Annotated in this window: 28 protein-coding genes; 20 read left to right on the top strand and 8 right to left on the bottom strand. The window is 71.4% G+C overall.

Annotated elements, in window-relative coordinates:
• Positions 1-6: 6 nt before the first annotated feature.
• Positions 7-306, bottom strand: coding sequence for an NIPSNAP family protein (locus tag RV986_RS18370; RefSeq protein WP_475918444.1), 300 nt, complete (start codon positions 304-306; stop codon positions 7-9).
• Positions 307-605: 299 nt separating this feature from the next.
• On the opposite strand from RV986_RS18370, the gene RV986_RS18365 reads away from it, so the two are divergent.
• From RV986_RS18365 to RV986_RS18315, 11 genes are all read left to right on the top strand, one after another.
• Positions 606-1,478 carry a helix-turn-helix domain-containing protein gene (locus tag RV986_RS18365; RefSeq protein WP_475918443.1) on the top strand — a complete coding sequence of 291 codons (873 nt, stop codon included), beginning with the start codon at positions 606-608 and terminating at the stop codon, positions 1,476-1,478.
• A 189-nt stretch (positions 1,479-1,667) separates the two neighbouring features.
• Entirely contained in the window at positions 1,668-2,015 is a 348-nt protein-coding gene (locus RV986_RS18360) for a hypothetical protein (RefSeq protein WP_475918442.1), read from the top strand.
• A complete protein-coding gene (locus tag RV986_RS18355) occupies positions 2,012-2,269 on the top strand; it encodes a hypothetical protein (protein ID WP_475918441.1) in 258 nt (85 codons plus the stop codon). The genes RV986_RS18360 and RV986_RS18355 overlap by 4 nt, the downstream gene beginning before the upstream one ends.
• A gap of 227 nt (positions 2,270-2,496) precedes the next feature.
• Entirely contained in the window at positions 2,497-3,180 is a 684-nt protein-coding gene (locus tag RV986_RS18350; protein WP_475918440.1) for a hypothetical protein, read from the top strand.
• Positions 3,181-3,234: 54 nt separating this feature from the next.
• Entirely contained in the window at positions 3,235-4,200 is a 966-nt protein-coding gene (gene mshB, locus RV986_RS18345) for an N-acetyl-1-D-myo-inositol-2-amino-2-deoxy-alpha-D-glucopyranoside deacetylase (protein ID WP_475918439.1), read from the top strand.
• Positions 4,200-4,619, top strand: coding sequence for a DUF6113 family protein (locus RV986_RS18340; RefSeq protein ID WP_475918438.1), 420 nt, complete (start codon positions 4,200-4,202; stop codon positions 4,617-4,619). Before mshB ends, RV986_RS18340 begins: the two co-directional genes overlap by 1 nt.
• 160 nt (positions 4,620-4,779) lie before the next feature.
• Positions 4,780-7,152 carry a peptidoglycan binding domain-containing protein gene (locus RV986_RS18335; protein WP_475918437.1) on the top strand — a complete coding sequence of 791 codons (2,373 nt, stop codon included), beginning with the start codon at positions 4,780-4,782 and terminating at the stop codon, positions 7,150-7,152.
• A 129-nt stretch (positions 7,153-7,281) separates the two neighbouring features.
• Entirely contained in the window at positions 7,282-8,211 is a 930-nt protein-coding gene (locus RV986_RS18330; protein ID WP_475918436.1) for an ABC transporter ATP-binding protein, read from the top strand.
• Entirely contained in the window at positions 8,208-8,966 is a 759-nt protein-coding gene (locus RV986_RS18325; RefSeq protein ID WP_475918435.1) for an ABC transporter permease, read from the top strand. The genes RV986_RS18330 and RV986_RS18325 overlap by 4 nt, the downstream gene beginning before the upstream one ends.
• Positions 8,963-10,138, top strand: a complete 1,176-nt coding sequence (locus tag RV986_RS18320) for a sensor histidine kinase (RefSeq protein WP_475918434.1) — start codon at positions 8,963-8,965, stop codon at positions 10,136-10,138. The genes RV986_RS18325 and RV986_RS18320 overlap by 4 nt, the downstream gene beginning before the upstream one ends.
• Positions 10,135-10,749, top strand: coding sequence for a response regulator transcription factor (locus tag RV986_RS18315; RefSeq protein WP_475918433.1), 615 nt, complete (start codon positions 10,135-10,137; stop codon positions 10,747-10,749). Before RV986_RS18320 ends, RV986_RS18315 begins: the two co-directional genes overlap by 4 nt.
• Positions 10,750-10,889: 140 nt before the next feature.
• Here the strand turns inward: RV986_RS18315 and RV986_RS18310 are convergent, their stop codons facing one another.
• Both RV986_RS18310 and RV986_RS18305 read right to left on the bottom strand, forming a co-directional pair.
• Positions 10,890-11,741 carry a transglutaminase family protein gene (locus RV986_RS18310; RefSeq protein ID WP_475918432.1) on the bottom strand — a complete coding sequence of 284 codons (852 nt, stop codon included), beginning with the start codon at positions 11,739-11,741 and terminating at the stop codon, positions 10,890-10,892.
• A gap of 17 nt (positions 11,742-11,758) precedes the next feature.
• A complete protein-coding gene (locus RV986_RS18305) occupies positions 11,759-12,853 on the bottom strand; it encodes a GNAT family N-acetyltransferase (protein ID WP_475918431.1) in 1,095 nt (364 codons plus the stop codon).
• Positions 12,854-12,993: 140 nt separating this feature from the next.
• Here RV986_RS18305 and fdxA point away from each other — a divergent pair, with 140 nt between their 5' ends.
• Both fdxA and RV986_RS18295 read left to right on the top strand, forming a co-directional pair.
• The gene (gene fdxA, locus RV986_RS18300; RefSeq protein WP_019058397.1) at positions 12,994-13,314 is read left to right on the top strand and encodes a ferredoxin; all 321 of its coding nucleotides are present in this window, start codon (positions 12,994-12,996) and stop codon (positions 13,312-13,314) included.
• Positions 13,315-13,476: 162 nt separating this feature from the next.
• Positions 13,477-14,577, top strand: coding sequence for a bifunctional succinyldiaminopimelate transaminase/glutamate-prephenate aminotransferase (locus RV986_RS18295; protein WP_475918430.1), 1,101 nt, complete (start codon positions 13,477-13,479; stop codon positions 14,575-14,577).
• 152 nt (positions 14,578-14,729) lie between these two features.
• Here RV986_RS18295 and RV986_RS18290 read toward each other — a convergent pair whose 3' ends face one another.
• A complete protein-coding gene (locus tag RV986_RS18290; RefSeq protein WP_475918429.1) occupies positions 14,730-15,176 on the bottom strand; it encodes an ATP-binding protein in 447 nt (148 codons plus the stop codon).
• A 350-nt stretch (positions 15,177-15,526) separates the two neighbouring features.
• Entirely contained in the window at positions 15,527-16,525 is a 999-nt protein-coding gene (locus RV986_RS18285; RefSeq protein WP_475918428.1) for a heavy metal transporter, read from the bottom strand.
• Between the two features lie 140 nt (positions 16,526-16,665).
• Here RV986_RS18285 and dapE point away from each other — a divergent pair, with 140 nt between their 5' ends.
• Together dapE and RV986_RS18275 are read left to right on the top strand one after the other, a co-directional pair.
• Positions 16,666-17,745, top strand: a complete 1,080-nt coding sequence (gene dapE, locus RV986_RS18280; protein ID WP_475918427.1) for a succinyl-diaminopimelate desuccinylase — start codon at positions 16,666-16,668, stop codon at positions 17,743-17,745.
• A 107-nt stretch (positions 17,746-17,852) separates the two neighbouring features.
• Positions 17,853-18,611: an LOG family protein gene (locus tag RV986_RS18275; protein WP_475918426.1), complete on the top strand. Its 759-nt coding sequence runs from the start codon at positions 17,853-17,855 to the stop codon at positions 18,609-18,611.
• Between the two features lie 192 nt (positions 18,612-18,803).
• Here RV986_RS18275 and folP read toward each other — a convergent pair whose 3' ends face one another.
• Positions 18,804-19,664 carry a dihydropteroate synthase gene (folP, locus tag RV986_RS18270; protein ID WP_475918425.1) on the bottom strand — a complete coding sequence of 287 codons (861 nt, stop codon included), beginning with the start codon at positions 19,662-19,664 and terminating at the stop codon, positions 18,804-18,806.
• A 215-nt stretch (positions 19,665-19,879) separates the two neighbouring features.
• On the opposite strand from folP, the gene RV986_RS18265 reads away from it, so the two are divergent.
• Together RV986_RS18265 and RV986_RS18260 are read left to right on the top strand one after the other, a co-directional pair.
• Positions 19,880-20,233, top strand: a complete 354-nt coding sequence (locus tag RV986_RS18265; protein WP_475918424.1) for a DivIVA domain-containing protein — start codon at positions 19,880-19,882, stop codon at positions 20,231-20,233.
• A 23-nt stretch (positions 20,234-20,256) separates the two neighbouring features.
• Complete coding sequence (locus RV986_RS18260) at positions 20,257-20,853, top strand: DNA-3-methyladenine glycosylase I (protein WP_475918423.1); 597 nt, start codon at positions 20,257-20,259, stop codon at positions 20,851-20,853.
• 118 nt (positions 20,854-20,971) lie between these two features.
• On the opposite strand, the gene chcB is transcribed toward RV986_RS18260, so the two are convergent.
• On the bottom strand, positions 20,972-21,775 hold the full coding sequence (chcB, locus tag RV986_RS18255; protein ID WP_475918422.1) for a 2-cyclohexenylcarbonyl CoA isomerase: 804 nt from the start codon (positions 21,773-21,775) through the stop codon (positions 20,972-20,974).
• 376 nt (positions 21,776-22,151) lie between these two features.
• Between chcB and RV986_RS18250 the strand changes: the two genes are divergently transcribed.
• On the top strand, positions 22,152-22,319 hold the full coding sequence (locus tag RV986_RS18250) for a DUF3117 domain-containing protein (protein WP_003966491.1): 168 nt from the start codon (positions 22,152-22,154) through the stop codon (positions 22,317-22,319).
• Between the two features lie 144 nt (positions 22,320-22,463).
• Here RV986_RS18250 and RV986_RS18245 read toward each other — a convergent pair whose 3' ends face one another.
• Positions 22,464-23,162 (bottom strand): O-methyltransferase, encoded by a 699-nt coding sequence (locus tag RV986_RS18245; RefSeq protein ID WP_475924321.1) that lies wholly within the window; start codon positions 23,160-23,162, stop codon positions 22,464-22,466.
• 228 nt (positions 23,163-23,390) lie between these two features.
• On the opposite strand from RV986_RS18245, the gene sigE reads away from it, so the two are divergent.
• Both sigE and RV986_RS18235 read left to right on the top strand, forming a co-directional pair.
• Positions 23,391-24,092, top strand: a complete 702-nt coding sequence (gene sigE, locus RV986_RS18240) for an RNA polymerase sigma factor SigE (RefSeq protein ID WP_475918421.1) — start codon at positions 23,391-23,393, stop codon at positions 24,090-24,092.
• Positions 24,089-25,105 (top strand): anti-sigma factor family protein, encoded by a 1,017-nt coding sequence (locus RV986_RS18235; protein WP_475918420.1) that lies wholly within the window; start codon positions 24,089-24,091, stop codon positions 25,103-25,105. The genes sigE and RV986_RS18235 overlap by 4 nt, the downstream gene beginning before the upstream one ends.
• The last annotated feature ends 7 nt before the right edge of the window (positions 25,106-25,112 follow it).

The following is a 25,112-nucleotide window of genomic DNA, read 5'->3' as shown; positions in this document are numbered from 1 at the left end:
GTGTGATCAGTAGGCCGGTTCGACCGTGAGCTCTTCGGTGCGGATCAGGTAGTCGTCCGGGTTCAGGCTCATGGCCTCGCGTTCGGGCGACGACCAGTACAGCGCGTTGCGCTCGGCGAAGCTCTCCGGGCCGTCGTACGAGATCAGCCAGACGAACTGGTTGCTCTCGCGGTCCACCCAAGCTCCTCCGATCCTGAACCCCAACTCCAGCCGCAGCGGAACGATTTCGTCCCGCCACCGCTTCACCCACTCGTCGAGCAGGCCGTCCCGGACGGTGTACGTACGCAGTTGTGTGGTCTTCGGCATGGCAGACATCCTCTCCGAGCGGCGCTGCCCGTGCACCACCGGAACCCGTCCGCCTGTGTTCCGGCGCGACGGGCGGTCTTTCCCAAGAAACACGAGGGTGAAAGAACCCGACCAAGCCCCACCCCTCCCGCCCGCCGCGCAAACTCACCCGCGCGGGTGAACATCACCAACTCGGCTGGATTCGGGACCGGTTGCCTGCCTTACGCTCGGCGCAACACAACCGCAGACATGCGACGGCCCCCGCCGGGACGGCAATCCCAGTGCGAGGGCCTGACCACCGAGGAAGTAGGAGCTTCCCGATGGATACGCAGAACCCTAGCGCGCCCCCGCATGCCCAGTCCCGGATTGCGGGAGACAAACACCCGGTGCGGCACCCCGGTTCCGGCGGCGGCCTCACCCACGACAACACCCGCCACACCACCCGTTTCACGGTGATCGGCAACCACCTCGCCCAGCACCCCGAGCTCTCGCTCCTCGCGATCGGGCTGGCCGTGCACCTCCAGTCGCTGCCGAACGGCGCCCGTGTCGACATCAAGACCCTCACCGCCCGCTTCCCCGAGGGCGCGACCCGTATCGCCGCCGCCCTGCGCGAGCTCGAAGCCCACGGCTACCTGCGCCGCGCCCGCGAGCGCATCCCCGGCGGCCGTATCGTCACCCGCACGGTCTCCTGCAACCAGCCCGGACGCCGTACGGACCACGGGGCCGCCCCCGAACCCGCACGGCCGACCCCGGGGCATCCCAGGACGCGTGCACCCCGCAAACCCCTTCCCGCGGTGCCGCACCCCGTCTGCCCCGCCCCCGCCCTCCTCCAGGCCGCCGCCGACCTCCTCGCGGACCTGCGCCGTGACGACCCCCGGCTGCTCCTCTCCGCCTGCGACAGCGCCCACCTCGCCCCCGGCGTCGCCACCTGGCTGGAACGCGACGTCAGCCCCACCGCCGTACGCCACGCACTCACCACCGACCTGCCGCCCGAAGGGCCGCGACGCCCGGCCGCCCTTCTGGCCCACCGCCTCACCGCGCAGCTGCCACCACCGCCCCCGTTCCGCGCGCCCACCCCGCCATCGGCCGCCCGGCACCCGCTCCAGACCTGCGACGGCTGTGACCGTGCCTTCCGGGCGCCCGAGCCCGGCCGCTGCCGAGACTGTCGGGTCGCCGTCCCCGCGGCTACCTGACACCCGCTTGTTCAGGTATTCGGACGTTCAGAGCATTGGCTTTGCGACACGAAAGGCTCCGGGCCCATCATGGCCGGCTCTCTCCCTGTGGACAGACTCTCCGCCGACGGGCTTCTAACCTCCTCGCGTGGGCGGCTCGGCCACCGGCCCGGCTCGCTACCCTGGCGGGGGCATCCCCAGGAGGACACGATGAGCACCCAGTCTGATCACGGACACGAGCTGATCCCCCGTCCCGAGCGCACCCCTGACGCCCTGCGTGCGGCCCTTGCCGTCGTCGACCCGGGCCGTCTGGAGGAGATGCAGGCCAAGAAGGACGAGGCGTTCGCCAAGGCGGTCGAGTGGCAGTCACTCAGCCCCGTGCGGAGTTGGGTACTGACCTGGGCCAGGGACATCGAAATCGCGCGCCGCCCCGATCTGTCCGCCCGGTACTCGCACGCGAAGAGTCATCTGGAACACGAAGATCCGGCGACCGCTCAGGAAGCCCTGCGAGAACTGGCCTCTGTCCTCGACGAGGCCATGAAGGCAGTCCGCGCGTGAGCTGGAAGTGGGAGTACGCCTTCGGGGCGGAGGAAGCCGCTCGTACCGCGCCGGCCGACTTTCTCGCCAAGGTGGAAGCAAAGGCGGACGAACTGGTCAGGGCGGCCGAAGCCTTCCACGTCCACGGCAGGGCCCACGAAGGAGGTGACCCAAAAGGCGGCGACATCATCGTCCCCGGTGGGATGTTCACCTATCAGGTCGTCGTGCGGAGTGAGCGTGTTTACATCGTCCAGATCACGTATCTGGGCTTCTAAGCGTCGACTTATCGGCCCCCGGAGACGGCGCTGCGACTGCCGATCGGCCGGGTAGGGGCCTAGAGAGGCGAGGTCATGGCCTGTCCGGAGGAGTGCGATCCGGAAACACACGGGCCGGAATCGGCCACCTTTGTCCGAGGCTCGCATTCCGGCTTGACTGCCTCCCGTCCGGCTCGGGAATCGTGATCGTAGCGATAGCTACGAAGAGTTAATACGGGGGTCTACGCATGGCCATTCACAGACCGCAGACGCACCAGTTCGAGGCGTTCATGACGAACCTCTCGTACGCCCGGCGCATGGTCGAAGCGGGCCGGATGCTCACCCCGTTCCGGTCGCCCACGATCGACATTGACGACTTCTACCGGGCGGCCTGGGTGCAGGCGGTCGGGGCGATCGATCACTGGCTGCACGAGGAAGTACTGCGCCGTGTCGCGGAGCTGGCGGGCAAGGACAGCCCCGACATGCCGTACCAGCTGCGTACCTACGAACTTCCGCTGTACCGGGTCGAGGCTGTGCGCCGGGGCGACGTGACGCTGGCCGAAGCTGTCGTCGAGCACCTGCGCGACAAGCTCGCAGGCCAGGCGCTTCAGCACCCCGGAAAGATCTCCGAGGTACTCAAGCTCGTGACGGAGAAGAAGGTCTGGTACGAGGCGGCGGGACGGATCAACGACTGGTTCCAGGGCCGCACCACCCTGAACGAGAAGAAGCTTCGCAGTCGCTATTTGGAGATCACTCAGCGGCGCAACAGGATCGCCCACGACGCCGACCTGATCGACGGCGATCTCAAGCAGCGTCGTCCGATCGACGAGGCCGAGGTCACCGACGCGATCGACTGGATCGAGCGGATCGCGCTGGCCATCGCCCACGTACTCGACGACGAGGGGCGGCAGACGAGGACGGACGAGGGGTGAGAGGCGGCCGGGGGAGGGCGGGACGGAGGGTGGGCGCCTCGTAGGGTGGGTTCCATGACGGAACTGCCCGACCGGCGTCTGCTCCTGGTGCACGCGCACCCGGACGACGAATCGATCAACAATGGCGCGACCATGGCCAGGTATACGGCCGAGGGCGCCCATGTGACGCTGGTGACCTGCACTCTCGGCGAGGAGGGCGAGGTCATTCCACCCGGGCTCGCCCATCTCGCGCCCGACCGCGAGGGCGGACTCGGCCCGCACCGGATCGGCGAGCTGGCCGCCGCCATGAAGGAACTCGGGGTCACCGACCACCGCTTCCTCGGCGGCCCCGGCCGCTTTCGCGACTCCGGGATGATGGGCGTCGAGCAGAACCACCGCGCGGGCGCCTTCTGGTCCGCCGACACCGACGAGGCCGCCGTCCACCTCGTCGAGGTGATCCGCGAGGTACGCCCCCAGGTGCTCGTCACCTACGACCCAGACGGGGGCTACGGACACCCGGACCACATCCAGGCCCACCGCGTCGCCGTGCGCGCCGCCGAGCTGGCCGCGGACCCCGCCTTCCGCCCGGACCTCGGCGCGCCCTGGGAGATCGCCAAGGTCTACTGGAACCGCGTACCGCGCACGGTCGCCGAGGAGGGCTTCCGGCGGCTGCGCGAGGCCCTTCCCGGGCTGCCGTTCGAGGAGTCCGCCGCCGTGGACGACGTGCCCGGCGTGGTCGACGACCCGGTGGTCACCACCGCGATCGACGGCGCCGCGTACGCCACCGCGAAGGCCGCCGCCCTGCGGGCGCACGTCACCCAGATCGAGGTCGCCGAGCCCTGGTTCGCGCTCTCGAACCGACTGGCGCAGCCGCTGTTCAGCACGGAGTACTACGAGTTGGTGCGCGGGGAGCGCACGGGACCCGATCGTGAGACGGACCTCTTCGCGGGGATCGAACAGGGATCCACGGGGACCGGGCAGGGATCCACGGGGACCGGGCAGGGATCCACGGGGACCGGGCAGGGAAAGGCGGACGTGTGATGAGTATGTCGGGACAGCGGGGGAGCGCGCTCGCCCAGCCGCTGCCGCGCCCCTCCGTCGGACGGATCGTGGCCCATCTGGGCCTGTTCGTGCTCGGAGCCGTGGTCGGGGCCGCCGGAGCGCTGCTGCAAGCCGCCTGGTTCCCGGGCGGATTGCTGCTCGCCCTGGCCGGCGCGGCCGGGCTCTTCCTGGGCGGATCGCGGGCGAGCGGCTCCCGGGCCGGGGCCGTCGCGCCCGCGGTGGGCTGGATGATCGCCGTCGTCCTGCTCACCTCCACCCGCCCGGAAGGCGATTTCCTCTTCGGCGCGGGGATCGGCTCCTACCTCTTCCTGCTCGGCGGGATGGCTGTGGCTGTGATGTGCGCCACCCTTGGCCAGGGGCGGCAACCGGACGGCTCCGTCGTCCGACTTGGGAAGTGACGTACCACTTCGCGCTATCGGACAGGTGCGGGTCCCGTGTGATTTTCCTGGGCGGGCGAGGTTTGCGCGCCGAATACGGCCAGTATGGTGGTGCGCGCCGCCGAGCTGCCCGAGATGAGGTCGAGTAAACGGGCGGCGGAGCCAACCGGGAGAACCTGCCTTGAGTCGTGAAACTGACAGTTCGTCCTCCGGGCCCAACGGGCGCGGTGGAGCCGCGTACCCGTCGGGGACGCCCCCGTACGGGACCCCCATGGTTTCCGAAAACGGTGCCGACGCGGGGCGTTCGGCCGCCGGCACCCCGCCGGAGGAGCGCAAGACCGAGACCACACTGACGACACGGATCCGGATCAACATCCCCGGATCGCGGCCCATTCCGCCGGTCGTCATGCGCACACCGGTCGGGGACGCCGACGCGTCCGCCGAGTCGGTGAGTTCCGCGGGAGCGCCCGCGGAGGCGCAGCGTGCCATGAGTCCGCCGAGTGCGCCCGTGGCCACGGCCATGGACGCGTCGGCCGAGGCCGCCGCTCCGGGCGGCGCTCCGGCCCAGGAGAAGACCAGCGACTGGTTCGCACCCCGTAAGTCCGGTGCGCCGGGCGGCGGCTCGGGCGGCGGGGCCAGCAATGGCGCGGGCCTGCCCGGCGGTTCGGGTCCCGCGGCGCCGCAGGGCGCGGGCGCGCCGGGCGGTCCCGGTGCCGGCGGTGTGCGTCCCGGCGCTCCGGGTGCTCCGGCCGCTTCGGGCGGGGGCCCCGGTGCTCCCGGTGGCGCGAACGGCACGGGTCCGCTGGGTGCCGCGGGCGGTGCCCGGCCCGGCGGGGCGAACGCGCCCCGGCCCGGGAGCGGCGGCACCAACGGTGCCGGGCTGCCCGGCGCCACCGGCGCCGGACCCGTGGCGCCCGGCCACGGCGGCGGCACCGGTTCCTTCGACGTCTCCGCGGCGCTGGGCAACACGGCCGCCTTCCCGGCCATAGGAAACGACGGTCCGGGTGGCCCGGGCGGTCCCGGTGGCCAGAGTGGCCCTGGTGGTCAGGGTGGCCCTGGTGGTCAGGGTGGCCCTGGTGGTCCCGGTGGCGAACCGCGCCGCGACGACCTCCCGTACTTCGTGGAGAACTTCTCGGAGAACCCTTCGGGCAACGGCCTGGGCGGTCCCTCGGGCCCGACCGGCGGTCCGGTCACCGGGGACGGCCCGCTGGCGCCGCCGACCGGTCCGGGCGCGGCGCCGGGCAGTCTGGCCGCGGGCCCCGGTGGTCATGGCGGCCCCGGTGGTCATGGTGTTCCCGGCGGTCATGGTGTTCCCGGCGGTCACGGCGCCGTGGGCCAGGGACCGGGGTACCCCGGTGGCGGCCTCAGCGACGACACCGCGATCCTCACCCCGCAGAAGCACGCGCCCGAGCCGGGCGGCCAGGGCTACGGCGGCCCCGGGGACAATGTCTCCGGGCACACTCTGACCAGCGGCATCCCCGTTGTGCCGCCTGCCCAGAACTCGCCGTTCGGGCCGGGCGCGCACACCGACGGACCCCTGCCGCACACCCCGCCGAAGGCGCCCGAGCCGGCCCCGAAGCCCGCCGCCTCCTCCAAGAAGCCGGCCAAGAAGAAGGGCCGCAGCAAGCTGACGCTGCTGGTCGTCGCCGTGGTGTTCATCGGCGGTGGCGTCTACGGCGCGGGGCTGCTCATGAACCGCTCGGACGTGCCCAAGGGCACCACCGTGCTCGGCGTCGACATCGGCGGCGGCACCCGGGACGAGGCCGTCAAGAAGCTCGACGACGCCTTCGGAGCCCGTACGAACCAGGCGCTGAAGCTGTCCGTGGACGGCACCACGGTCTCGCTCAAGCCGGACCAGGCCGGGCTCCAGCTCGACACCCAGGCCACGGTCCGTGCCGCGGCGGGCAGTGACTACAACCCGGTCTCCGTGATCGGCTCGCTGTTCGGCCAGGAGCGCGTCGTCGAGCCGACGATGCCCGTCGACGAGGAGAAGCTGCAGGCCGCGCTGCAGGACACCGCGGGCGGCTCCGGTTCGGCGAGCGACGGCACCATCAAGTTCGAGGCGGGCAAGGCCGTCGCCGCGTACGGCAAGGCGGGCAAGGGCATCGACGTCGCGGCCTCGACCCAGGCCGTCGAGGACGCGTACCGCGCCCAGGTCGAGACCGGCACCAGCACCCCGGTGAAGGTCGCCACCACGACCCGTCAGCCGACGGTCTCGAACGCCGAGGTCGACCGGATGATGAAGAGCTTCGCGGAGCCCGCGATGTCGGCCCAGGTGACCGTGCAGACGGACGCGGCGCACTCGATCCCGATGAGTCCGCAGAAGTCGCTGTGGAAGTTCCTCGGGGTGACGGCCGCCAACGGCAAGCTGGTCGACAAGCCCGACCTGGCCGCCCTGAAGGAGCTCTACGGCCAGACGTTCGACGGTGTGCTCATCACCCGGGCCGACGGCAAGAAGACGTCCGTGACACCCGAGGACGTCTACCTCGCTCTGCGCAAGGCACTGATGAGCAAGACCGACCGGGTCGCGGTCATCGACACGAACCCGAGCTAGTCGCGCACGACCGAGAGAGGGCACCCGGTACCCGCCGGGTGCCCTCCGTCGTCGTATGACATCTGTCATCCGGCACTCGGGACTGCCGACACTGCCGGGCCCCCGGCCCCCGCCGCCAGCATGGATGCCATGACAACGACAGCGGCACGGCCCACCACCACCCCGGTGGTCGGGTTCGCATCGGTGACCAAGAGCTATGGCGGCGTGCGGGCCGTGGACGGGCTGACACTCGACCTGCACCCGGGCGAGACCGTCGCCCTCCTGGGGCCGAACGGCGCGGGCAAGTCGACCACACTGGACCTGCTCCTCGGCCTCAAGCACGCCGACAGCGGCGCGGTCCGGGTGTTCGGCACCAGCCCCCGCGAGGCGATCGTCGGCGGCCGGGTGGGCGCCATGCTGCAGAGCGGCGGACTGATGGACGAGGTGACGGTCGGCGAACTGGTGAAGCTCGCCTGCGATCTGCACCCCAAGCCGTTCCGCGTCACCGAGGTGCTGGCCCGCGCGGGCATCTCGCAGCTGGCCGACCGCAAGGTCAACAAGCTCTCCGGCGGCCAGGAACAGCGCGTCCGCTTCGCGCTCGCCACCGCCGGGGCCAACGACCTGATCGTCCTCGACGAACCCACCACCGGCATGGACGTCTCCGCCCGCCAGGCCTTCTGGGCCACCATGCGCGAGCAGGCCGACCAGGGCCGTACCGTCCTGTTCGCCACGCACTACCTGGAGGAGGCCGACGCCATCGCGGACCGCGTCCTGGTGCTGCACCGCGGGCGCCTGCTGGCCGACGGCACCGCCGCCGAGATCAAGGCGAAGGCCGGCGCCCGCCGGGTCGCCTTCGACCTGGAAGGCCCCATCGACGAGGCTCCACTGCGTGCCCTGCCCTTCCTGACCTCGATCGACGTGTCCGGACACACCGTCCGCATCCAGTCCTCCGACGCCGACGCGACCGTCCACGCGCTGTACGGTCTCGGCCACTACCCCCGTAATCTCGAAGTCGCCGGGCTCGGCCTCGAACAGGCTTTCGTCGCCATCACGGCCGCCGAGGAGGCGAAGGAGCGATGATGAACGCATTCGTTTCCCGGAGCCTCATCAGGCTGGAGATCGTCCGCGCCCTGCGCAACAAGAAGTTCCTGTTCTTCTCGGTGATCTACCCCTCGGCCCTGTTCCTGCTGATCGCGGGCAGCGCCGACAGCACCACCGAGGTGGACGGCACCGGACTCACCCTGCCGACCTTCTTCATGGTCTCCATGGCCTCCTTCGGCGCTCTGACCGCCGTCCTGATGGGCAACAGCGAGCGCATCGCGAAGGAGCGCGAGAGCGGCTGGGTACGGCAGCTGAGGCTCACCACGCTCCCGGGCCACGGCTATGTGCTGGCGAAGACCGCCAGCGCCGCCGTGATCAGCCTGCCGTCGATCGTGGTCGTCTTCGTGGTCGCCGCCGCGGTGAAGCACGTACGGCTGGACGCCTGGCAGTGGCTCGCGCTCACCGGCGCGATCTGGGCGGGCAGCCTCGTCTTCGCCGCGCTCGGCGTGGCCATCGGCTATCTCGCGAGCGGCGACGCGGTCCGCCCGATCACCATGATCCTCTACTTCGGGCTCTCGGTGCTCGGCGGCCTGTGGATGCCCACGACCACCTTCCCCGACTGGCTGCAGAAGATCGCGGCCTGGCTGCCCACGCACGCGTACGCTGCCCTCGGGCGCTCCATCGAGCTGGGCGACGCCCCGCACGCGAAGGACCTCGCCATCCTCGCCGTCTCCTTCCTCCTCTTCGCGGGTGGCGCGGCATGGCTGTACCGGAAGGACACGCTGAAGGCGTGAGCAGCGTCCGCATCGGGCAGCGCCCGCAGAACCGCAGGCAGAGGGCGATCAAGGCCATCTGGACCGGTATCTGGCTCGTCTATCTGAGTGCGCCCGTCAGCGATCTGGTGCACGGCGGGCACAGCACGGGTGTCGTCGTCCTCGGCTGGTTCGGCCTCGTGGCCTTCGTCGGGTGGTACGGGGCACTGGTCTTCCGCACCGGCCGCGGCGAGACCACCCCCTTCGTGCTGGGCTCGCTGGTGGTCCTCGCGGCCGAGGCCGGCCTGCTGTCCTTCACCCTGGGCCGGGAGTGGCTCGTCCTGTTCGTGTACGTCTCGGTCGCGTCCGGCGCAGTGCTCCCGCTGCGGCTGGCCCGCTGGGCCATCCCGGCCGTGGCCGTCCTGCTGACGGGGATCGCGCTGGTGATCCCGGGCGGCAAGGAGTTCCTGGCGGGGCTCCTCATCCCGGCGTTCCTCGGCGGGTTCGCCATGACCGGCGTACGCGAACTGGTCCGCACGACGATCGCGCTGCGCGAGGCCCGTGCGACGGTCGCCCAACTGGCCGCGAACGAGGAGCGGTTGCGCCTCGCCCGGGATCTGCACGACCTGCTGGGCCACTCGCTCTCCCTGATCACGCTCAAGAGCGAGCTGGCCGGACGGATGCTCCCCGACCACCCCGAGAAGGCGGCCCAGCAGGTCGCCGACATCGAACAGGTCAGCCGCCAGGCCCTCGTCGACGTGCGCGAGGCGGTCACCGGCTACCGGCGGCCCCGGCTGTCCGGCGAACTCGCCGGCGCACAGGTCGCGTTGACCGCGGCGGGCGTCACCGCGGAGCTGCCCGCCGAGCCGGACCTCACCGACGTCGCCGAGGAGAGCGAGTCCGCGCTCGCCTGGTCCCTGCGCGAGGCGGTCACCAATGTCGTACGGCACAGCGGGGCCCGGCGCTGCACCGTGGAGCTCGTCCGCCGCCAGACCCTGGACGGCCCGGTGCTCGAACTGAGCGTGGAGGACGACGGCTCGGGCGGCTCGGGCAAGGGCCCCGGCAACGGTCTGACGGGCCTGACCGAGCGTCTGGAGAAGGCGGGCGGGATCCTGGAGGCGGGCCGTGCGAAGCGCGGCTTCCGGCTGGTCGCGCGGGTGCCGGTACGCGCCCCGTTCGAGGAGGCCGACGACCCCGTAGGATCCGGTGCATGAGCCGCACGATCAAGGTCCTGCTCGCCGAGGACCAGTCGATGGTCCGCGAGGCGCTGGCCGCGCTGCTGGGTCTGGAACCGGACATCGAGGTGGTCGCCCAGGTGGCGCGCGGCGACGAGGTACTGGCCGCGGCCCGCGCGCACGACATCGACGTGGCGCTCCTGGACATCGAGATGCCGGGCAAGACGGGCATCGAGGCGGCGGCCGAGGTCCACAAGGAACTGCCCGGCATCAAACTGCTCATCCTCACGACCTTCGGCCGCCCCGGCTATCTGCGCAGCGCCATGGAGTCCGGCGCCGACGCCTTCCTGGTCAAGGACGCCCCCGCGGCCCAACTCGCCGCCGCGGTACGGAAGGTGCTGGCCGGGGAGCGGGTCATCGACCCCACTCTCGCGGCCGCCGCCCTCGCCGAGGGAGCCAACCCCCTCACCGACCGCGAGCGCGAGGTCCTCCGCGCGGCCGCCGACGGCTCCACCAACGCCGAACTCGCCACCGCCCTCCACCTCTCCCAGGGCACGGTCCGCAACTACCTGTCGACAGCGATCCAGAAGTTGGCGGCCCGCAACAGGGCAGAGGCAGTCCGGATAGCACGGGAAAAGGGCTGGCTGTAAAAACCCGGGGCAGGGGAGCGCCCCAAAGGGGCGCGGGGCTGTGACATGCTGCGGCTCCGCCGCGTGGGCGCGACCAGCCACACCACACCCGCAGCCGCGAAAATTCAGTCCCTCTCACGGCGCATGGGCGAACCGCGGTCTCAGTTCAACATCGCCCGCGCGGCCCGAGCCTGCCCCCGAACCCGTTCCGCCGTCGGCGGATCCACCGCGGCGACCACATCGGCGTAGGCGTCCAGCTCCGAGGCCCCGCCCAGGAAATCCCCACGCTGCACAAGAAGCTGAGCCCGTTCATATCGCAACCGCGCGGGATGCGAGGGCATCAGCAACGACAACTCCACGCCCCACAGGGCGACGTCCGACCGCTCCGGCCGCGCGGCCGCCCACGCCCGGACGTTGTTGAGGATCCGCACGACCACGTCGAGCGGAGGGGCGGGGACGAGCATCGAGGGCTGGAGGGGCGCACCTGTGGCCCCCTGTACGAGCAGCTCGGTATCGGAGCCGCTCAGCACCCGCCCCCCGTCGAAGGGATCGGCGAGCACCTGTTGCTCGGTCGGCCCGAAGCCCACCACGAAATGCCCGGGCAGAGCGACCCCGTACACCGGCGCGCCGGCCCGTCTGGCCACCTCCATCCACACCACGGAGAGCAGGATGGGCAGCCCGCGCCGCCGCCGCAGCACCGTGTGCAGCAGTGACGACTCCAGCCGTTGATAGTCCCCGGGCGATCCGCGGAACCCACAGCGGCCGCCGAGCAGCTCGGCGAGCGCGGTCGCCCAGGCGAGCGGGCTGCCGGGCCGGAACGGCAGCTGCCCGGCCAGCCGGTCCAGTTCGATCTGCGCCGCGTCCGTCCCCGCCTCGTCCAGGGTCCCGTCCGCCGCCGCTCCCACCAGCAGACACAGCACCGCCAGATCGGGCCGCTCGGACCGCGCCTCCTCGGCGAACCGCCGCCGTACCTCGGCGGCCCGCTCCGGCTCCGGGGGATGAGGGGAACGCATGGTGGCCTCGTACCCCTTCACGCCGGTCGGCGGCGGCTGCCGCCGACCGGGTGAGATTCCTGTGACGGCTGGGACGGGCGGTAGTAGTGGTACGCGTGATGCGCCGCGAAGCCCATCCCGGCGTACAGCGCCCGCGCTCCCGCGTTGTCCGTGGCCACCTGGAGCCAGGCCGCCGAGGCACCTTCGTCCAGGGCGCGCCGGGCCAGTGCGGCCACGACGGCGGTGGCGAGGCCCCGGCGGCGCCGGGCCGGGTCGACCTCGACGGCCGCGAAACCGGCCCACCGCCCGTCGACCACACACCGCCCGATCGCGGCCGGGGGCTCCCCCGCCGCGCCCGGCACCGTCGCGAACCACAGCGAGGGCCCGCTGCCCAGTACGCGCAGCGCGACCTCGCTCGCTCCCTTGCGCTGGTAGCGGCCGAGCCACCCCTCGTCCGCCGCGCGGGAGAGGACCACCTCGGCCGCCTCGGGAGCCTCCGGATCCTTGGGGTCCCCGGGGCCCTCGGGGACCTCGCGGTCGGCGAGGGGCGCGAGGGCGCCGATCCACAGCTCCGCGCTCACCTCACGCACCCAGCCGCGCGCCTCCAGCTCCGCGCACAGCGGCTCCTGCGTGCCCTCGGCCCCGGTCGCGGCCTGGACGTAGGCGGGCAGGTCACGGGCCGCGTACCAGCCGCGTACGTAGGTCAGTGCCTCGTCCGGCGGCACGCCCGGGTCGCCGAGCGGCAGCACGGAGTTCGCGCGCCGGGTGAACCCGGACGCCGCCCGCAGCTCCCAGCCGCCGAGCCGCTCGCTCTCCACCGGCTGCCAGGCCCGCGCCGCGACCCGGGCCAGCTCCTCGTACGAGGCCGCGGGGCCCCGTCGGCGTGCCGGGGCGGCCGGTACGACCTTGCCCGCCACCAGCGAGGATTCCGGAATCCGGACACTCTCTCCGTTGCGCCGTGTGATCAGCAGCACACCCTCGTCCCATGATGTGAGAACACCGACCGCGTCGGTGAATCTCCCACCCCCGGCGGCATCTTCGATATCGTCGATCATCCGCCGAACAGAGACACGTTTGCCCACGTCAGCAGCGGTGATTCGGACCTCAAGACGTCCGGCCGCAGAGATTTCCACAGGTCAGTTCACCCCTCCTGTATGGATCACGCCCCGGAACGGAGATACTAGGTGCGGGCATCGACGACGCCGCGCTCCCGCGCGCCAGGCGGCGGAGCCTACGGAGGCCCGCCAGCGCCCTATCGAGGAGGAACGACAGCGTGACCTACGTCATCGCGCAGCCTTGTGTCGACGTCAAGGACAAGGCGTGCATCGAGGAGTGCCCGGTCGACTGCATCTACGAGGGCTCCCGGTCCTTGTACATCCATCCGGACGAATGCGTCGACTGCGGAGCCTGTGAGCCGGTGTGCCCGGTCGAGGCGATCTTCTACGAGGACGACACTCCCGAAGAGTGGAAGGACTACTACAAGGCGAACGTCGAGTTCTTCGACGAGCTCGGCTCGCCCGGCGGCGCCAGCAAGCTCGGCCTGATCGAGCGCGACCACCCCTTCGTCGCAGCGCTTCCGCCGCAGAACCAGTAAGCGGCCGCACCCACGCATCGCCTCGGTCCCGTACAGCCTGATCGCGTCGATCGCCGTACGGGACCGAGGCGTTTGCCGTATCAGCCCGTTCCGGCCGGGGTCGCACCGGCCGCGCGTACGGGTCGTACGAACGAGTACGAACGAGAAAGTGAGCCCGATCCCGTGTCCGCAGTCTCCGACCGGCTTCCCGTCTTCCCCTGGGACAAGCTGGAGCCCTACAAGGCGACGGCCGCCGCTCATCCGGGCGGCATGGTCGATCTGTCCGTCGGCACCCCGGTCGACCCGGTGCCCGAGCTGATCCAGAAAGCTCTGGTCGCGGCCGCGGACTCGCCGGGCTACCCCACGGTGTGGGGCACGCCCGAACTGCGGGACGCGCTCACGGGCTGGGTCGAGCGGCGGCTCGGCGCGCGGGACGTCACGCATCACCACGTGCTCCCGATCATCGGCTCCAAGGAACTCGTCGCCTGGCTCCCCACCCAGCTGGGCCTCGGCCCCGGCGACAAGGTGGCCCACCCGCGCCTCGCGTACCCGACGTACGAGGTGGGCGCGCGGCTGGCCCGCGCGGAACACGTGGCCTACGACGACCCCACGGAGCTGGACCCGACGGATCTGAAGCTCCTGTGGCTGAACTCCCCGTCGAACCCGACGGGCCGGGTCCTGTCCGCCGCGGAACTCACCCGGATCGTCGCCTGGGCCCGCGAGCACGACGTGCTGGTCTTCTCCGACGAGTGCTACCTCGAACTGGGCTGGGAGGCCGACCCGGTCTCGGTCCTGCACCCGGACGTGTGCGGCGGCTCCTACGAGGGGATCGTCTCGGTCCACTCGCTCTCGAAGCGCTCGAACCTGGCCGGCTACCGCGCCGCGTTCCTCGCCGGTGACCCGGCCGTCCTCGGCGAGCTCCTCCAGATCCGCAAGCACGGCGGGATGATGACGTCCGCGCCGACCCAGGCCGCGGTGGTCGCCGCCCTGTCGGACGACACCCACGTCCGGGAACAGCGCGAGCGCTACGCGGCCCGCCGCACCGCCCTGCGCGAGGCCCTGCTGCGGCGCGGCTTCCGCATCGAACACAGCGAGGCGAGCCTGTACCTGTGGGCCACCCGCGACGAGTCCTGCTGGGAGACGGTCGCCCGGCTGGCGGAACTGGGCATCCTCGTCGCTCCGGGCGACTTCTACGGCCCGGCGGGCGAGAAGTTCGTCCGCGTGGCCCTGACGGCGACGGACGAGCGGGTGGCGGCGGCGGTGGAGCGCCTGGCGCCCCTTTAAGGGTGCGGGGCGGTGACATCGTGCGGCTCCGCCGCGTGGGCGCGACCAGCCGTCGACGGCCCGCACGTCACGACCGACCTGCGCGTCACGACCGACATGCGCGAGGGGTCCAGGGAAGCTCCCTGGACCCCTCGTCCGTGCAGTCCCGGCGGCTAGCCGAGCGGCAGCCCCTTCAGCGGCAGCTGGCCGGTCGGCAGACCACCCTTGGTGGCCGCGTCCGTCGGCAGACCACCCTTGGTGGCCGTCTTCGCGGTCTCGCCGAGCAGACCCCCGGCCTGGCCCGCCGCGTCCCCGGCCACCTTCTGTGCGGCCGGCGTCGCCGTCCTGGCGACACTGCCACCGGTCTTGCCCGCGGCCGGCACGGCCTTCTTGAGGGCGTTGCCGCCGGTCGTGCCCGCGAGCCCGGTGACGTTCTGCGTCGCACCGTCGACCGTGTTGCCGACGTGCGCCCCGTCCAGGGCGGTCAGCCCGCCGAGGTTGGGGGTGGCCGGGAGTTCGGCCGCCGCGCTGGCGGAGCCGGCCGCACCGACCACGGGCGCCGCTCCCGCCGCGATCAGCAGCGCGGCACGGGCGATCCGGCGGGTCAGGGGGAGGGACATGATGCTCCTTAGACGGAAGAGAACAGTGAAGTGTCCATCCGTGCCCGGGAGTTGACCGACCGGCCGCCGACCGACCGTCGGCCGGATGGTGATCGTTCCGGGCTCGGACGCAGTGACTACCGCTCGAAGCCCGCGAAGGTTGCGGTGATCCAATGTAAAGAATTGGCAATGCGTCGCATTATCGATTGTGGATAAAAACGGGCAAAAGGCGCCCGGTCGGAAAGTCTGCCGAATCCGTACGGCCCTTTGTTTTCAAGGGATTCGACGGATTTTGAAGCGAGCACGCGAAAAGCTCGGCACGGCGTCGACACGAGGGCACCGCGCGTCCCCCGCAGGGGTGAGGGCCCGTACTACTGAGCGGTGACGATGCGGACCTCGGCCGTGGAGCCCTTCGCCGCCGAGTCCTTCTTGGCCTCGGGCGTGAGCCACTCGCCCTCCCTGCGCCCGGCCGTCCACTCCCGCCCCGCGTAGGAGACCCGCTCGATGTGCAGCGCGGAGGAGTTGGCCACGGCCCAGTGCGCCAGCTCCCAGCCACGCTGCCGCACATCGGCCCCGCCGCCCGCCTCCTTGCGCACGGGCACGGTCACCGTCCGTCCGGAGACGGTCGGCGAGGGGGAGAGCGTCGGTGCGGCCGTCGGGGAGGCCGACGCCGAAGCGGAGCTGCCGGCGGCGCCCACGACGGCCCCCGCCTCCTGCACCACCTCGCGCCCGAAGTCCCGTACGAGCGCGGCGCGCACCGAGTCCGGGCCGCCCGCCGGGGTCGTCCCGGGGCTGCCCTCACAGGTCAGCGTGGCCGCCGCGTGGCCGGTCAGGGCCGCGGCCAGCAGCGTGGCGTCCGGCTCGTGCTTCGCGTACGCCTGCGGAAAGCCACTGCGCTGCACGCGCTGCGCGGCGACCGTGAGGGGCAGCCGCTCATAGCCCGACACCTTGACCAGATGTTCGTAGAACACACCGGCCGCGTACGTCGGGTCCATGATCTGCTTCGTCGTCCCCCAGCCCTGCGAGGGCCGCTGCTGGAACAGGCCGAGCGAGTCCCGGTCGCCGTGCTGGATGTTGCGCAGCCCCGACTCCTGCAGCGCGGTCGCGAGGGCGATCGCCACCGCGCGCTCGGGCAGGCCGCGGGTGGTGCCGACCGCCGAGATCGTCGCCGCGTTCACCGCCTGCTCCGGCGTGAACTCGTACGACGCGCTGTCGCCCGCACCGGAGACGACCGTGCAGCGTGGGGCACCCGTCCCTCCCGTGAGGTACTGCACCGCGAGATACCCCGCGAGCGCGAGCAGGACTACGACGGCCGCCCCGAAACGAAAGAGGCGGCCGCGCCGGACGGGAGTGGGGGACGGCTCTGGCACGCGTACAAGGTACTGGAGGTGACTGTCGGTGGTGTGTGAGCTTGTGGACAACCGGCGGGCGACCCGGGACAACCGGTGTGCGACTCGGGACATCCCGTCACGGACCGGACCGGCCGCCCCGGGGCGCTAGGGTCGAGGGCATGGCCGACACCCCTCTTGACCTCACGCTGGACGCCGCCGAGCTCACCGCCCGGCTCGTCGACTTTCCCTCGGAGAGCGGCAACGAGAAGCCGCTCGCGGACGCCGTCGAGGCCGCGCTGCGCGCCCTGCCGCATCTGACGGTCGACCGGTACGGCAACAACGTCGTGGCGCGGACGAACCTGGGGCGGGCCGAGCGTGTGGTCCTCGCCGGCCACATCGACACGGTCCCCATCGCCGGCAACGTGCCCTCCCGCCTCGACGAGGACGGGGTGCTGTGGGGCTGCGGCACCTGCGACATGAAGTCGGGCGTGGCCGTGCAGCTGCGCGTCGCGGCCACGGTCCCCGCCCCCAACCGCGACCTCACCTTCGTCTTCTACGACAACGAAGAGGTCGCGGCCCACCTGAACGGCCTGAAGCACGTGGCCGAGGCCCACCCCGACTGGCTGGAGGGCGACTTCGCGATCCTCCTGGAGCCGACCGACGGCCAGGTGGAGGGCGGCTGCCAGGGCACGCTCAGGGTGCACCTCAGGATGAAGGGGGAGCGCGCCCACTCCGCGCGCGCGTGGATGGGCTCCAACGCGATCCACGCGGCGGCCCCCATCCTGGCCAAGCTGGCCGCCTACGAGCCCCGCACACCGGTCGTGGACGGCCTCCGGTTCCACGAGGGCCTCAACGCCGTCCGCATCGAGGGCGGCGTGGCCACCAACGTCATCCCCGACGCCTGCACCGTCGTCGTCAACTTCCGCTACGCGCCCGACCGCAGCGAGGAGGAGGCGGAGGCCTTCGTACGCGACTTCTTCGCGGACTGCGACGTGGACGAGTTCATCGTCGACGACCACTCCGGCGGGGCCCGGCCCGGTCTGACCCACCCGGCCGCGGCGGCCTTCATGGCGGCCGTCGGCGGTGAGGCCCGCCCCAAGTTCGGCTGGACGGACGTCGCCCGCTTCAGCGCGCTCGGGGTGCCCGCGGTGAACTACGGGCCCGGCGCCCAGCTCCTCGCGCACAAGGCCGACGAGCGGGTACGGGCCTCGGCGGTCCCGGAGGCGGAGGAGCGTCTGCGCGCCTGGCTGACGTCCTGAGCCACGCCCGAACTTTTGCGGTGTACGGCGGACATGCGCATGTCCCCCCTCCGTAACCAGCCTGGATCTACGCTGGGCCTGAACCACTGCAAGCGGAGGGAGCGCACATGGCTACTGGCAACCCCGAGGGCAAGAAGCAGCCACCGGAGGAGCAGCGGTTGGGGCCGGTGCTGCGCAGGAGGGGCCAGGTGCAGGCGAGCACCACGGACCAGCGCCTGCTGGACGCGGGCGGTCCCTCCGACTGGGTGCACACCGACCCCTGGCGGGTCCTGCGCATCCAGTCGGAGTTCATCGAAGGCTTCGGCACCCTCGCCGAACTCCCGCCCGCGATCAGCGTCTTCGGCTCCGCCCGGACGCCGGTGGACTCGCCCGAGTACGACGCGGGAGTCGCCCTCGGCCGCGGCCTGGTCGAAGCCGGTTTCGCCGTCATCACAGGGGGCGGCCCCGGGGCCATGGAGGCCGCCAACAAGGGAGCCTGCGAGGCCAAGGGCATCTCCGTCGGCCTGGGCATCGAGCTCCCCTTCGAACAGGGCCTCAACCCCTACGTCGACATCGGCCTCAACTTCCGGTACTTCTTCGTCCGCAAGATGATGTTCGTCAAGTACGCCCAGGGCTTCGTGGTGCTGCCCGGCGGCCTGGGCACCCTCGACGAATTCTTCGAGGCCCTCACCCTCGTCCAGACGCAGAAGGTGACCCGCTTCCCGATCGTCCTCTTCGGCACGGCGTACTGGGGCGGTCTCGTCGACTGGCTCAAGAACACCCTCATCGCCCAGGGCAAGGCCTCCGAGAAGGACCTCCTCCTGTTCCACCTCACCGACGAGGTGGACGAAGCGGTCGCCCTGGTCTCAAAGGAGGCAGGCCGCTAATCCGGCCCCTAGGCCCTCGGCCGAAGAACGGGCGGCCGGGGGATGCGGGGCGGAGCCCCGCCCTGAGGGGCGCGGGGAACTGCGCGCCCAGCTCCCACCGCCCGCAGTCGAAGAACCCCCGGGGGTCCGGTGGCGGAGCCCTCAGGGTCGGGATGGGACCGGTGGGGGCGGCGGGGGCGGGGGCGAAGAAAACTACGCCAGCCCCCGCCGGGCCACCGCCGGAGGCCGACGTCCCGCGATCGACGCCACCATGTCCACAACCTGCCGCGTCTCCGCGACCTCATGCACGCGATACACCTGCGCCCCCAACCACGCCGAAACAGCCGTCGTCGCCAGCGTCCCCACCACCCGCTCCTTCACCGGCTTGTCCAGCGTCTCCCCGACGAAGTCCTTGTTGGAGAGGGAGACAAGCACGGGCCACCCCGTCTCGACCATCTCGCCCAGCCGCCGCGTCGCCTCCAGGCTGTGCCGCGTGTTCTTCCCGAAGTCGTGCCCGGGATCGATCAGCACGGACTCCCGCGGCACCCCCAGGGACACCGCCCGCTCGGCCAGCCCCACGGTCACCCGCAAAATATCGGCCATGACATCGTCGTACGCGATCCGATGCGGACGCGTACGCGGCTCGGCGCCCCCGGCATGGGTGCACACCAGCCCCACCCCGTACCGCGCCGCCACCTCCGCGAGCCGCGGATCGACCCCGCCCCACGCGTCGTTGAGCAGATCCGCCCCGGCCTCGCACACCGCTTCCGCGACCTCGTGCCGCCAGGTGTCGACGCTGATGATCACGTCCGGGAACCGGCGCCGCACCTCGGCGACGAAACCGACCGTACGGCGCGCCTCCTCCTCGGCGGTCACCTCTTCCCCAGGCCCGGCCTTGACCCCGCCGATGTCGACGATGGCGGCGCCCTCCGCCACCGCGTGTTCCACACGGGCGAGCGCGGGCTCGTCGCGGAAGGTGGCCCCCTGGTCGTAGAAGGAGTCCGGGGTCCGGTTCACGATGGCCATGATCACCGGCTCGTAGGGGTCGAATTCGTGCCTGCCCAGCCTGAGCATCCCCTGTGACCTCTCCTAGTAAGTCCCGCTGCTTAGCCGCCTGCGACCTTAACTGTCAGACTCGCATGGCACGATCGGACCCTGACACTTTCGGCGTCGGACACCTTCCGGTCGTACTTGGTCGGACAGCTTCAGTGGTTATCGATAACTTTTCAGTAACTTCAGTACTCGCGCCGACGCGACCGCGTCGGCACCAGAGCGTGGGGACCTCAGCGATGTTCATGTTCTTGTTCCTGGTCGTCGCGCTCGCCGTCGTGGTCGCCGCGGTGACACTGTCCGTGGTGGGCGGCGGCGAGAGCGCCCCCCTTCCCGAGGCCGAGCCCGAGCGGCTCGTCGACCCGCTGCCCCTGGACCGGCCGGTGAACCGCACGGACGTCGAGTCCCTGCGCTTCCCGCTCGCCGCCCGCGGCTACCGCATGGCGGACGTGGACGACGCGCTCGGCCGCCTCGGCGCCGAGCTCGCCGAACGGGACGCCCGGATCGCCGACCTGGAGGACGCACTGGCCGGCGCCAGGGCCACCGCCACCACCTCCCTGCGGAAGCCGGTCGAGGGTGAGCGGGACCAGTGAGCGAGGCGAGCGGAACGAGTGAGATGAGCGAGGTGAGCGAGGTGAGCGACGCGCTCGCCGGGCCCGACGGGGCGCTGCGCTGCCCCTGGGCGCTGTCCACCGAGGACTACGTCTCGTACCACGACGAGGAGTGGGGCCGCCCGGTCCACGGCGACGACGCACTGTACGAGCGGCTCTGCCTGGAGGCCTTCCAGTCGGGGCTGTCCTGGATCACCATCCTGCGCCGCCGGCCGGGTTTCCGGTCCGCCTTCGCCGACTTCAAGATCGCCTCGGTGGCCGCCTTCACGGACGCCGACAAGGAGCGCCTCCTCGGCGACCCGGGCATCATCCGCAACCGCGCCAAGATCGAGGCGACGGTCGCCAACGCGCGCGTGTTCGCCGACTGGGCGCCGGGCGAACTGGACGAGCTGATCTGGTCCTTCGCCCCCGACCCGGCCACCCGCCCGGCGCCGAAGCGACTGGCCGACGTCCCGGCCGTCACCGACGAGTCGACCGCCCTCTCCAAGACCCTCAAGAAGCGAGGAATCCGCTTCGTGGGCCCGACCACGGCGTACGCCCTGATGCAGGCCTGCGGCCTGGTCGACGACCACTTGGCAGACTGCACGGCGCGCCGTTCTTAGGGGTCTTCAGGGGCGCGGGTGCGGGAACTGCGTGGCCGACCCCGGGCGGGCCGGCCCGCCCGGGGTGCCCCACACCTGTCGGTGCACCCCCGTCGGCGCATCCCGTCAACCCACCCCGTCAGCGCCCCAAGTACTTCGGCTTCTCCTTGTTGACGAACGCCTGCACCGCGATCATGTGGTCCTCCGACGCGCCCGCCCGAGCCTGCAGCTCGTCCTCCTTCTCCAGCGTCTCGTCCAGAGAGTGGGAGAGCCCGTACGTGAGCGACTCCTTCAGCGCGGCGTACGCGACGGTCGGGCCCGTGGCGAGCGCCCGGGCCACCTTCACGGCCTCGGCGGCCAGCTCCGCGGAGGGCACCAGCCGGTTCGCGATCCCCAGCTCGTACGCCTCCTGTGCGGTGATGCTGCGGGGAAAGAGCAGCAGGTCGGCGGCGCGGCCGGGGCCGACCAGCCGCGGCAGGGTCCACGAGATGCCCGAGTCGGCGGTCAGCGCGACCCTGGCGAAGGAGGTGTTGAAGGCGGCGGTGTCGGCGACGATCCGGTAGTCAGCGCAGAGCGCGAAGCCGAAGCCGGCCCCGGCGGCGACGCCGTTCACCGCGGCCACCACCGGCTTCGCGGCGCCGGTCAGGGCGCGCACGATCGGGTTGTAGTGCTCGCGCACGGTGCTCATCGTGTGCCCCGACCCCGACTCCTTGTCGGCGGCCAGCAGCCCGATGTGTTCCTTGAGGTCCTGTCCGACGCAGAAAGCCCGCTCACCGGCGGCGGTGAGCAGGATCGCCCGTACGCCCTCGTCCGCGGCGGCGGACCGCGCCGCGTCCCGGAAGGCGACCTTGGTCTCGGTGTTCATCGCGTTCATCGCCTCGGGGCGGTTCAGCGTGATCGTCGCGAGTCCGTCGCTCACCTCGTAGAGCACGGTGTCGGCCATGGTGGGTCCCCTCCGGTGTCGCGGCTCCGTCGTACCCGTCGGTACGTCCTGCGTCCGAGGACAGCATGTCAGGACAGCATGGCGGAGATCACGGTCCGGGGCGTGGGCGGGACATGTGACCTGCGTCAAAGAATTCCGAGCGGTGGAAGTCCATGCGGCGGCGCAGTATCGCAGTCACATCGCCGAATTGAGTGGTTTTGCTCAAGCGCGTTGCGCAAGCGATGCCGACTGATGTTGGTCATCGGGTCCTGAGATGCGGGATAATGGCCTGGAAGCAATGTGTTCGATGCCGGTGACGTATGTCCTATGAGGGGACGTGCGTGCCCTTCAAGGGGCCGTCGGCGACGATGAGCTGGTTTCAGGAAGGGGAACGAGCATGGCGGCCATGAAGCCGCGGACGGGCGATGGCCCGCTCGAGGTGACCAAGGAGGGGCGGGGCATCGTCATGCGCGTTCCGCTCGAAGGCGGCGGTCGGCTCGTCGTCGAGCTGACCCCTGACGAGGCCGACGCGCTGGGCGACGCCCTCAAGAAGGTCGTCGGCTGAAGCGGAAGCGACCATACCTTTTCAGCTGCCCCGGCATCGTAATCGGTGCCGGGGCGCTGGTATTCCAGGGGTGCGTCATCGACGTACCCCTGGGGTATCGGTGCAGCTCAGGCTAAGGAAAGAGGGGTGCGAGCCGAGCGCCGGTCAGCGCTTGACCGCGCACAGCAGGCCGTCGCCCACCGGCAGCAGCGACGGCACCAGCTCCTGGCTCTCGCGCACCGCGCGCAGTAGCTCACGCAGCCGGCCGACCTCCGCGGGCTGCGGGCCCGAGTCCACCGTGCGGCCGTCCGCGAAGACGCCCTCGAAAACGACCAGCCCGCCCGGCCGCAGCAGGCGCAACGATTCAGCGAGATAGTCCAGGCACTCCAGGCGGTCGCCGTCGCAGAACACGAGGTCGTAGCCGGCGTCCGCGAGCCGGGGCAGCACGTCCAGCGCGTGGCCCGGGATGAAGCGGGCGCGGTTGCTGGCGAAGCCGGCCGCGCGGAAGGCCTGACGGGCGAACTGCTGGTGGTCCGGCTCCCGGTCCACGGTGGTCAGTACTCCGTCCGGCCGCATGCCGTGCAGCAGATGAATTCCGGAGATGCCGGTCCCGGTGCCGATCTCCGCGACCGCTTTCGCGTCCACGGTGGCGGCGAGCAGTCGCAGCGCGGCGCCCGTGCCGGGCGACACCGAGCGCAGCCCTGCCTCGTGGGCCCGGTCACGGGCCCAGCGCAGTGCTTCGTCCTCGGCGACAAAGGCGTCGGCGAACGCCCAGCTCGTCTGCCGGTTGCCGGTAATGACCCTCTCCCGTCCCCGTGGTTGCCTGGGCGTGACTGTATCCGTTGGCGCCGGGAACCCGCAGATGGGACCGGGCGTTTAGAGGGGTGGGGAAACAGAGCGGGGGGGAAGCGGATGGAGCAGGATGCTGAGCAGGGCGGCGAGCAAGTGCTGACGCAGCCATATGAGCGCGTATCAAATTCTCGTAAAACCGCTTATCCGGAGCTAACGGGCGAGGTGGCTATGGTAGGGGCTCCGCTGGACACCACCAGAGCCGACAGGGGAGGTGCGGCTGCGCCTGTGGATCGAGGAGGGGTGCTGAGGCGCCTGCTCAGATCGGCGGGTGAGCCGAAATCCGTGACCGACATCGCTGACACGTTCCATGCTGCTGCCCCGGCGCAGACCGCGACGTTCACCACCGACGCGGAGTCGCAGGCGTGGACTCCGCCCACCTGGGAGGAGATCGTCAGCACGCACAGCGGCCGGGTCTACCGGCTCGCCTACCGTCTGACGGGCAACCAGCACGATGCCGAGGACCTCACGCAGGAGGTCTTCGTCCGCGTCTTCCGCTCCCTGTCGACCTACACGCCCGGCACCTTCGAGGGCTGGCTGCACCGCATCACCACGAACCTCTTCCTGGACATGGTGCGCCGCAAGCAGCGCATCCGCTTCGACGCCCTCGGTGACGACGCGGCCGAGCGCCTGCCCAGCCGCGAGCCGTCCCCGCAGCAGGTCTTCAACGATGCGCACTTCGACGCGGACGTCCAGCAGGCGCTGGACACCCTCGCGCCCGAGTTCCGCGCCGCGGTCGTCCTCTGCGACATCGAGGGACTCTCGTACGAGGAGATCGCCGCGACCCTCGGCGTCAAGCTCGGTACGGTCCGCAGCCGGATCCACCGTGGCCGCTCGCAGCTGCGCAAGGCCCTTGCGCACCGGTCTCCCGAGGCCCGTGCCGAGCGCCGTGGCTTCGCGATGCCGCGAGTCCCCGCGCTGGGAGGAGGGGGCGCGACCGCGTGAGTGGATCCCGGCCCGACTCTACGGAGCGGCGTGTTGCCGACCAGCATCTTGGGGATCGACTCTCCGCCCTCGTGGACGGAGAGCTCGGTCATGAGTCGCGTGAGCGCGTCCTGGCCCACCTCGCCACCTGTGCGAAGTGCAAGGCCGAGGCGGACGCCCAGCGCCGACTGAAGAACGTATTCGCGGAAGTTGCCCCTCCACCTCCCTCCGAGAGCTTCCTGGCCCGTCTCCAGGGACTACCGGGAGGAGGTGACTTCGACGGCGGTGGTGGCTCACCGTTCGGCGGGGGAGGATTCGGCGGCAGAGTTCCCACCCGCTCCGGAGGACTGCCCTCCGGCGGACTGCCCTCCGGCTCCGGTGTGACCGGAGTCTTCGGAGTGCGCGGCGAGCCCTTCGGGTACGTGCCCGCCGGGCCGCACGCCGATGTGCTGCCGCCCTCCCCCGGACGCGGATTCCGCATCCATGACGTCAGCCGTCACGAGGCCGACAGATCGGCCTCGCGCGGGCTGCGCTTCGCCTTCGTCGCCGCCGGCGCGGTGTCGCTGGCCGCGGTCGCGCTCGGCGGGATGTCGACCGGGGTGCCGGGCGACACCGCGGACGCGCGCGGCGGCTCCGGCGGAAGCAATGTGACACCGATGCGCACCCCGGGCTCGGGGGCCGCGACGGCTCCCGAGACACAGCGCCGCCGTACCGACGGGCCGCTGCTCGCCCAGGGCGAGCGTTCGCTCGGCGTGGCGCCCATGGCGCCGACCTCGGTGTCCGCACCTCTGCTGCCCGGAGTCCCCGCTCCGGCGTCCCAGAGCGAGGACGTCATGCACACACTGACGACACCCGTGGTGGCCGGCGCCGCCGCGATGTCCCCGCTCATACATCCGCTCACCGAGGCCCATCCGGTCGCGCTGACCTCCTGGTCGACGCCGCCCGGGATCGTGGCTCCGGGCCTGCTCGTCGCACCCGCCCCCACCTCGTCCCCCTCTTCCTCCCCGCCCCCCTCCTCCCGCACCGCTCACTGACCCGCCC

The sequence above is a fragment of the Streptomyces sp. RLA012 genome (assembly GCF_056270325.1).
Note: the sequence above shows the minus strand (reverse complement) of the source record. Positions and strands in the feature narration are given on the sequence as shown.

Excerpts from the sequence above, each read along its gene's own strand:
- RV986_RS18370 (WP_475918444.1), bottom strand. The coding sequence starts at position 306 with ATGCCGAAGACCACACAACTGCGTACGTACACCGTCCGGGACGGCCTG.
- RV986_RS18365 (WP_475918443.1), top strand. The coding sequence starts at position 606 with ATGGATACGCAGAACCCTAGCGCGCCCCCGCATGCCCAGTCCCGGATT.
- RV986_RS18360 (WP_475918442.1), top strand. The coding sequence starts at position 1,668 with ATGAGCACCCAGTCTGATCACGGACACGAGCTGATCCCCCGTCCCGAG.
- RV986_RS18350 (WP_475918440.1), top strand. The coding sequence starts at position 2,497 with ATGGCCATTCACAGACCGCAGACGCACCAGTTCGAGGCGTTCATGACG.
- mshB (WP_475918439.1), top strand. The coding sequence starts at position 3,235 with ATGACGGAACTGCCCGACCGGCGTCTGCTCCTGGTGCACGCGCACCCG.
- RV986_RS18340 (WP_475918438.1), top strand. The coding sequence starts at position 4,200 with ATGAGTATGTCGGGACAGCGGGGGAGCGCGCTCGCCCAGCCGCTGCCG.
- RV986_RS18330 (WP_475918436.1), top strand. The coding sequence starts at position 7,282 with ATGACAACGACAGCGGCACGGCCCACCACCACCCCGGTGGTCGGGTTC.
- RV986_RS18325 (WP_475918435.1), top strand. The coding sequence starts at position 8,208 with ATGATGAACGCATTCGTTTCCCGGAGCCTCATCAGGCTGGAGATCGTC.
- RV986_RS18315 (WP_475918433.1), top strand. The coding sequence starts at position 10,135 with ATGAGCCGCACGATCAAGGTCCTGCTCGCCGAGGACCAGTCGATGGTC.
- RV986_RS18310 (WP_475918432.1), bottom strand. The coding sequence starts at position 11,741 with ATGCGTTCCCCTCATCCCCCGGAGCCGGAGCGGGCCGCCGAGGTACGG.
- RV986_RS18290 (WP_475918429.1), bottom strand. The coding sequence starts at position 15,176 with ATGTCCCTCCCCCTGACCCGCCGGATCGCCCGTGCCGCGCTGCTGATC.
- dapE (WP_475918427.1), top strand. The coding sequence starts at position 16,666 with ATGGCCGACACCCCTCTTGACCTCACGCTGGACGCCGCCGAGCTCACC.
- RV986_RS18275 (WP_475918426.1), top strand. The coding sequence starts at position 17,853 with ATGGCTACTGGCAACCCCGAGGGCAAGAAGCAGCCACCGGAGGAGCAG.
- folP (WP_475918425.1), bottom strand. The coding sequence starts at position 19,664 with ATGCTCAGGCTGGGCAGGCACGAATTCGACCCCTACGAGCCGGTGATC.
- RV986_RS18265 (WP_475918424.1), top strand. The coding sequence starts at position 19,880 with ATGTTCATGTTCTTGTTCCTGGTCGTCGCGCTCGCCGTCGTGGTCGCC.
- RV986_RS18260 (WP_475918423.1), top strand. The coding sequence starts at position 20,257 with ATGAGCGAGGTGAGCGAGGTGAGCGACGCGCTCGCCGGGCCCGACGGG.
- chcB (WP_475918422.1), bottom strand. The coding sequence starts at position 21,775 with ATGGCCGACACCGTGCTCTACGAGGTGAGCGACGGACTCGCGACGATC.
- RV986_RS18250 (WP_003966491.1), top strand. The coding sequence starts at position 22,152 with ATGGCGGCCATGAAGCCGCGGACGGGCGATGGCCCGCTCGAGGTGACC.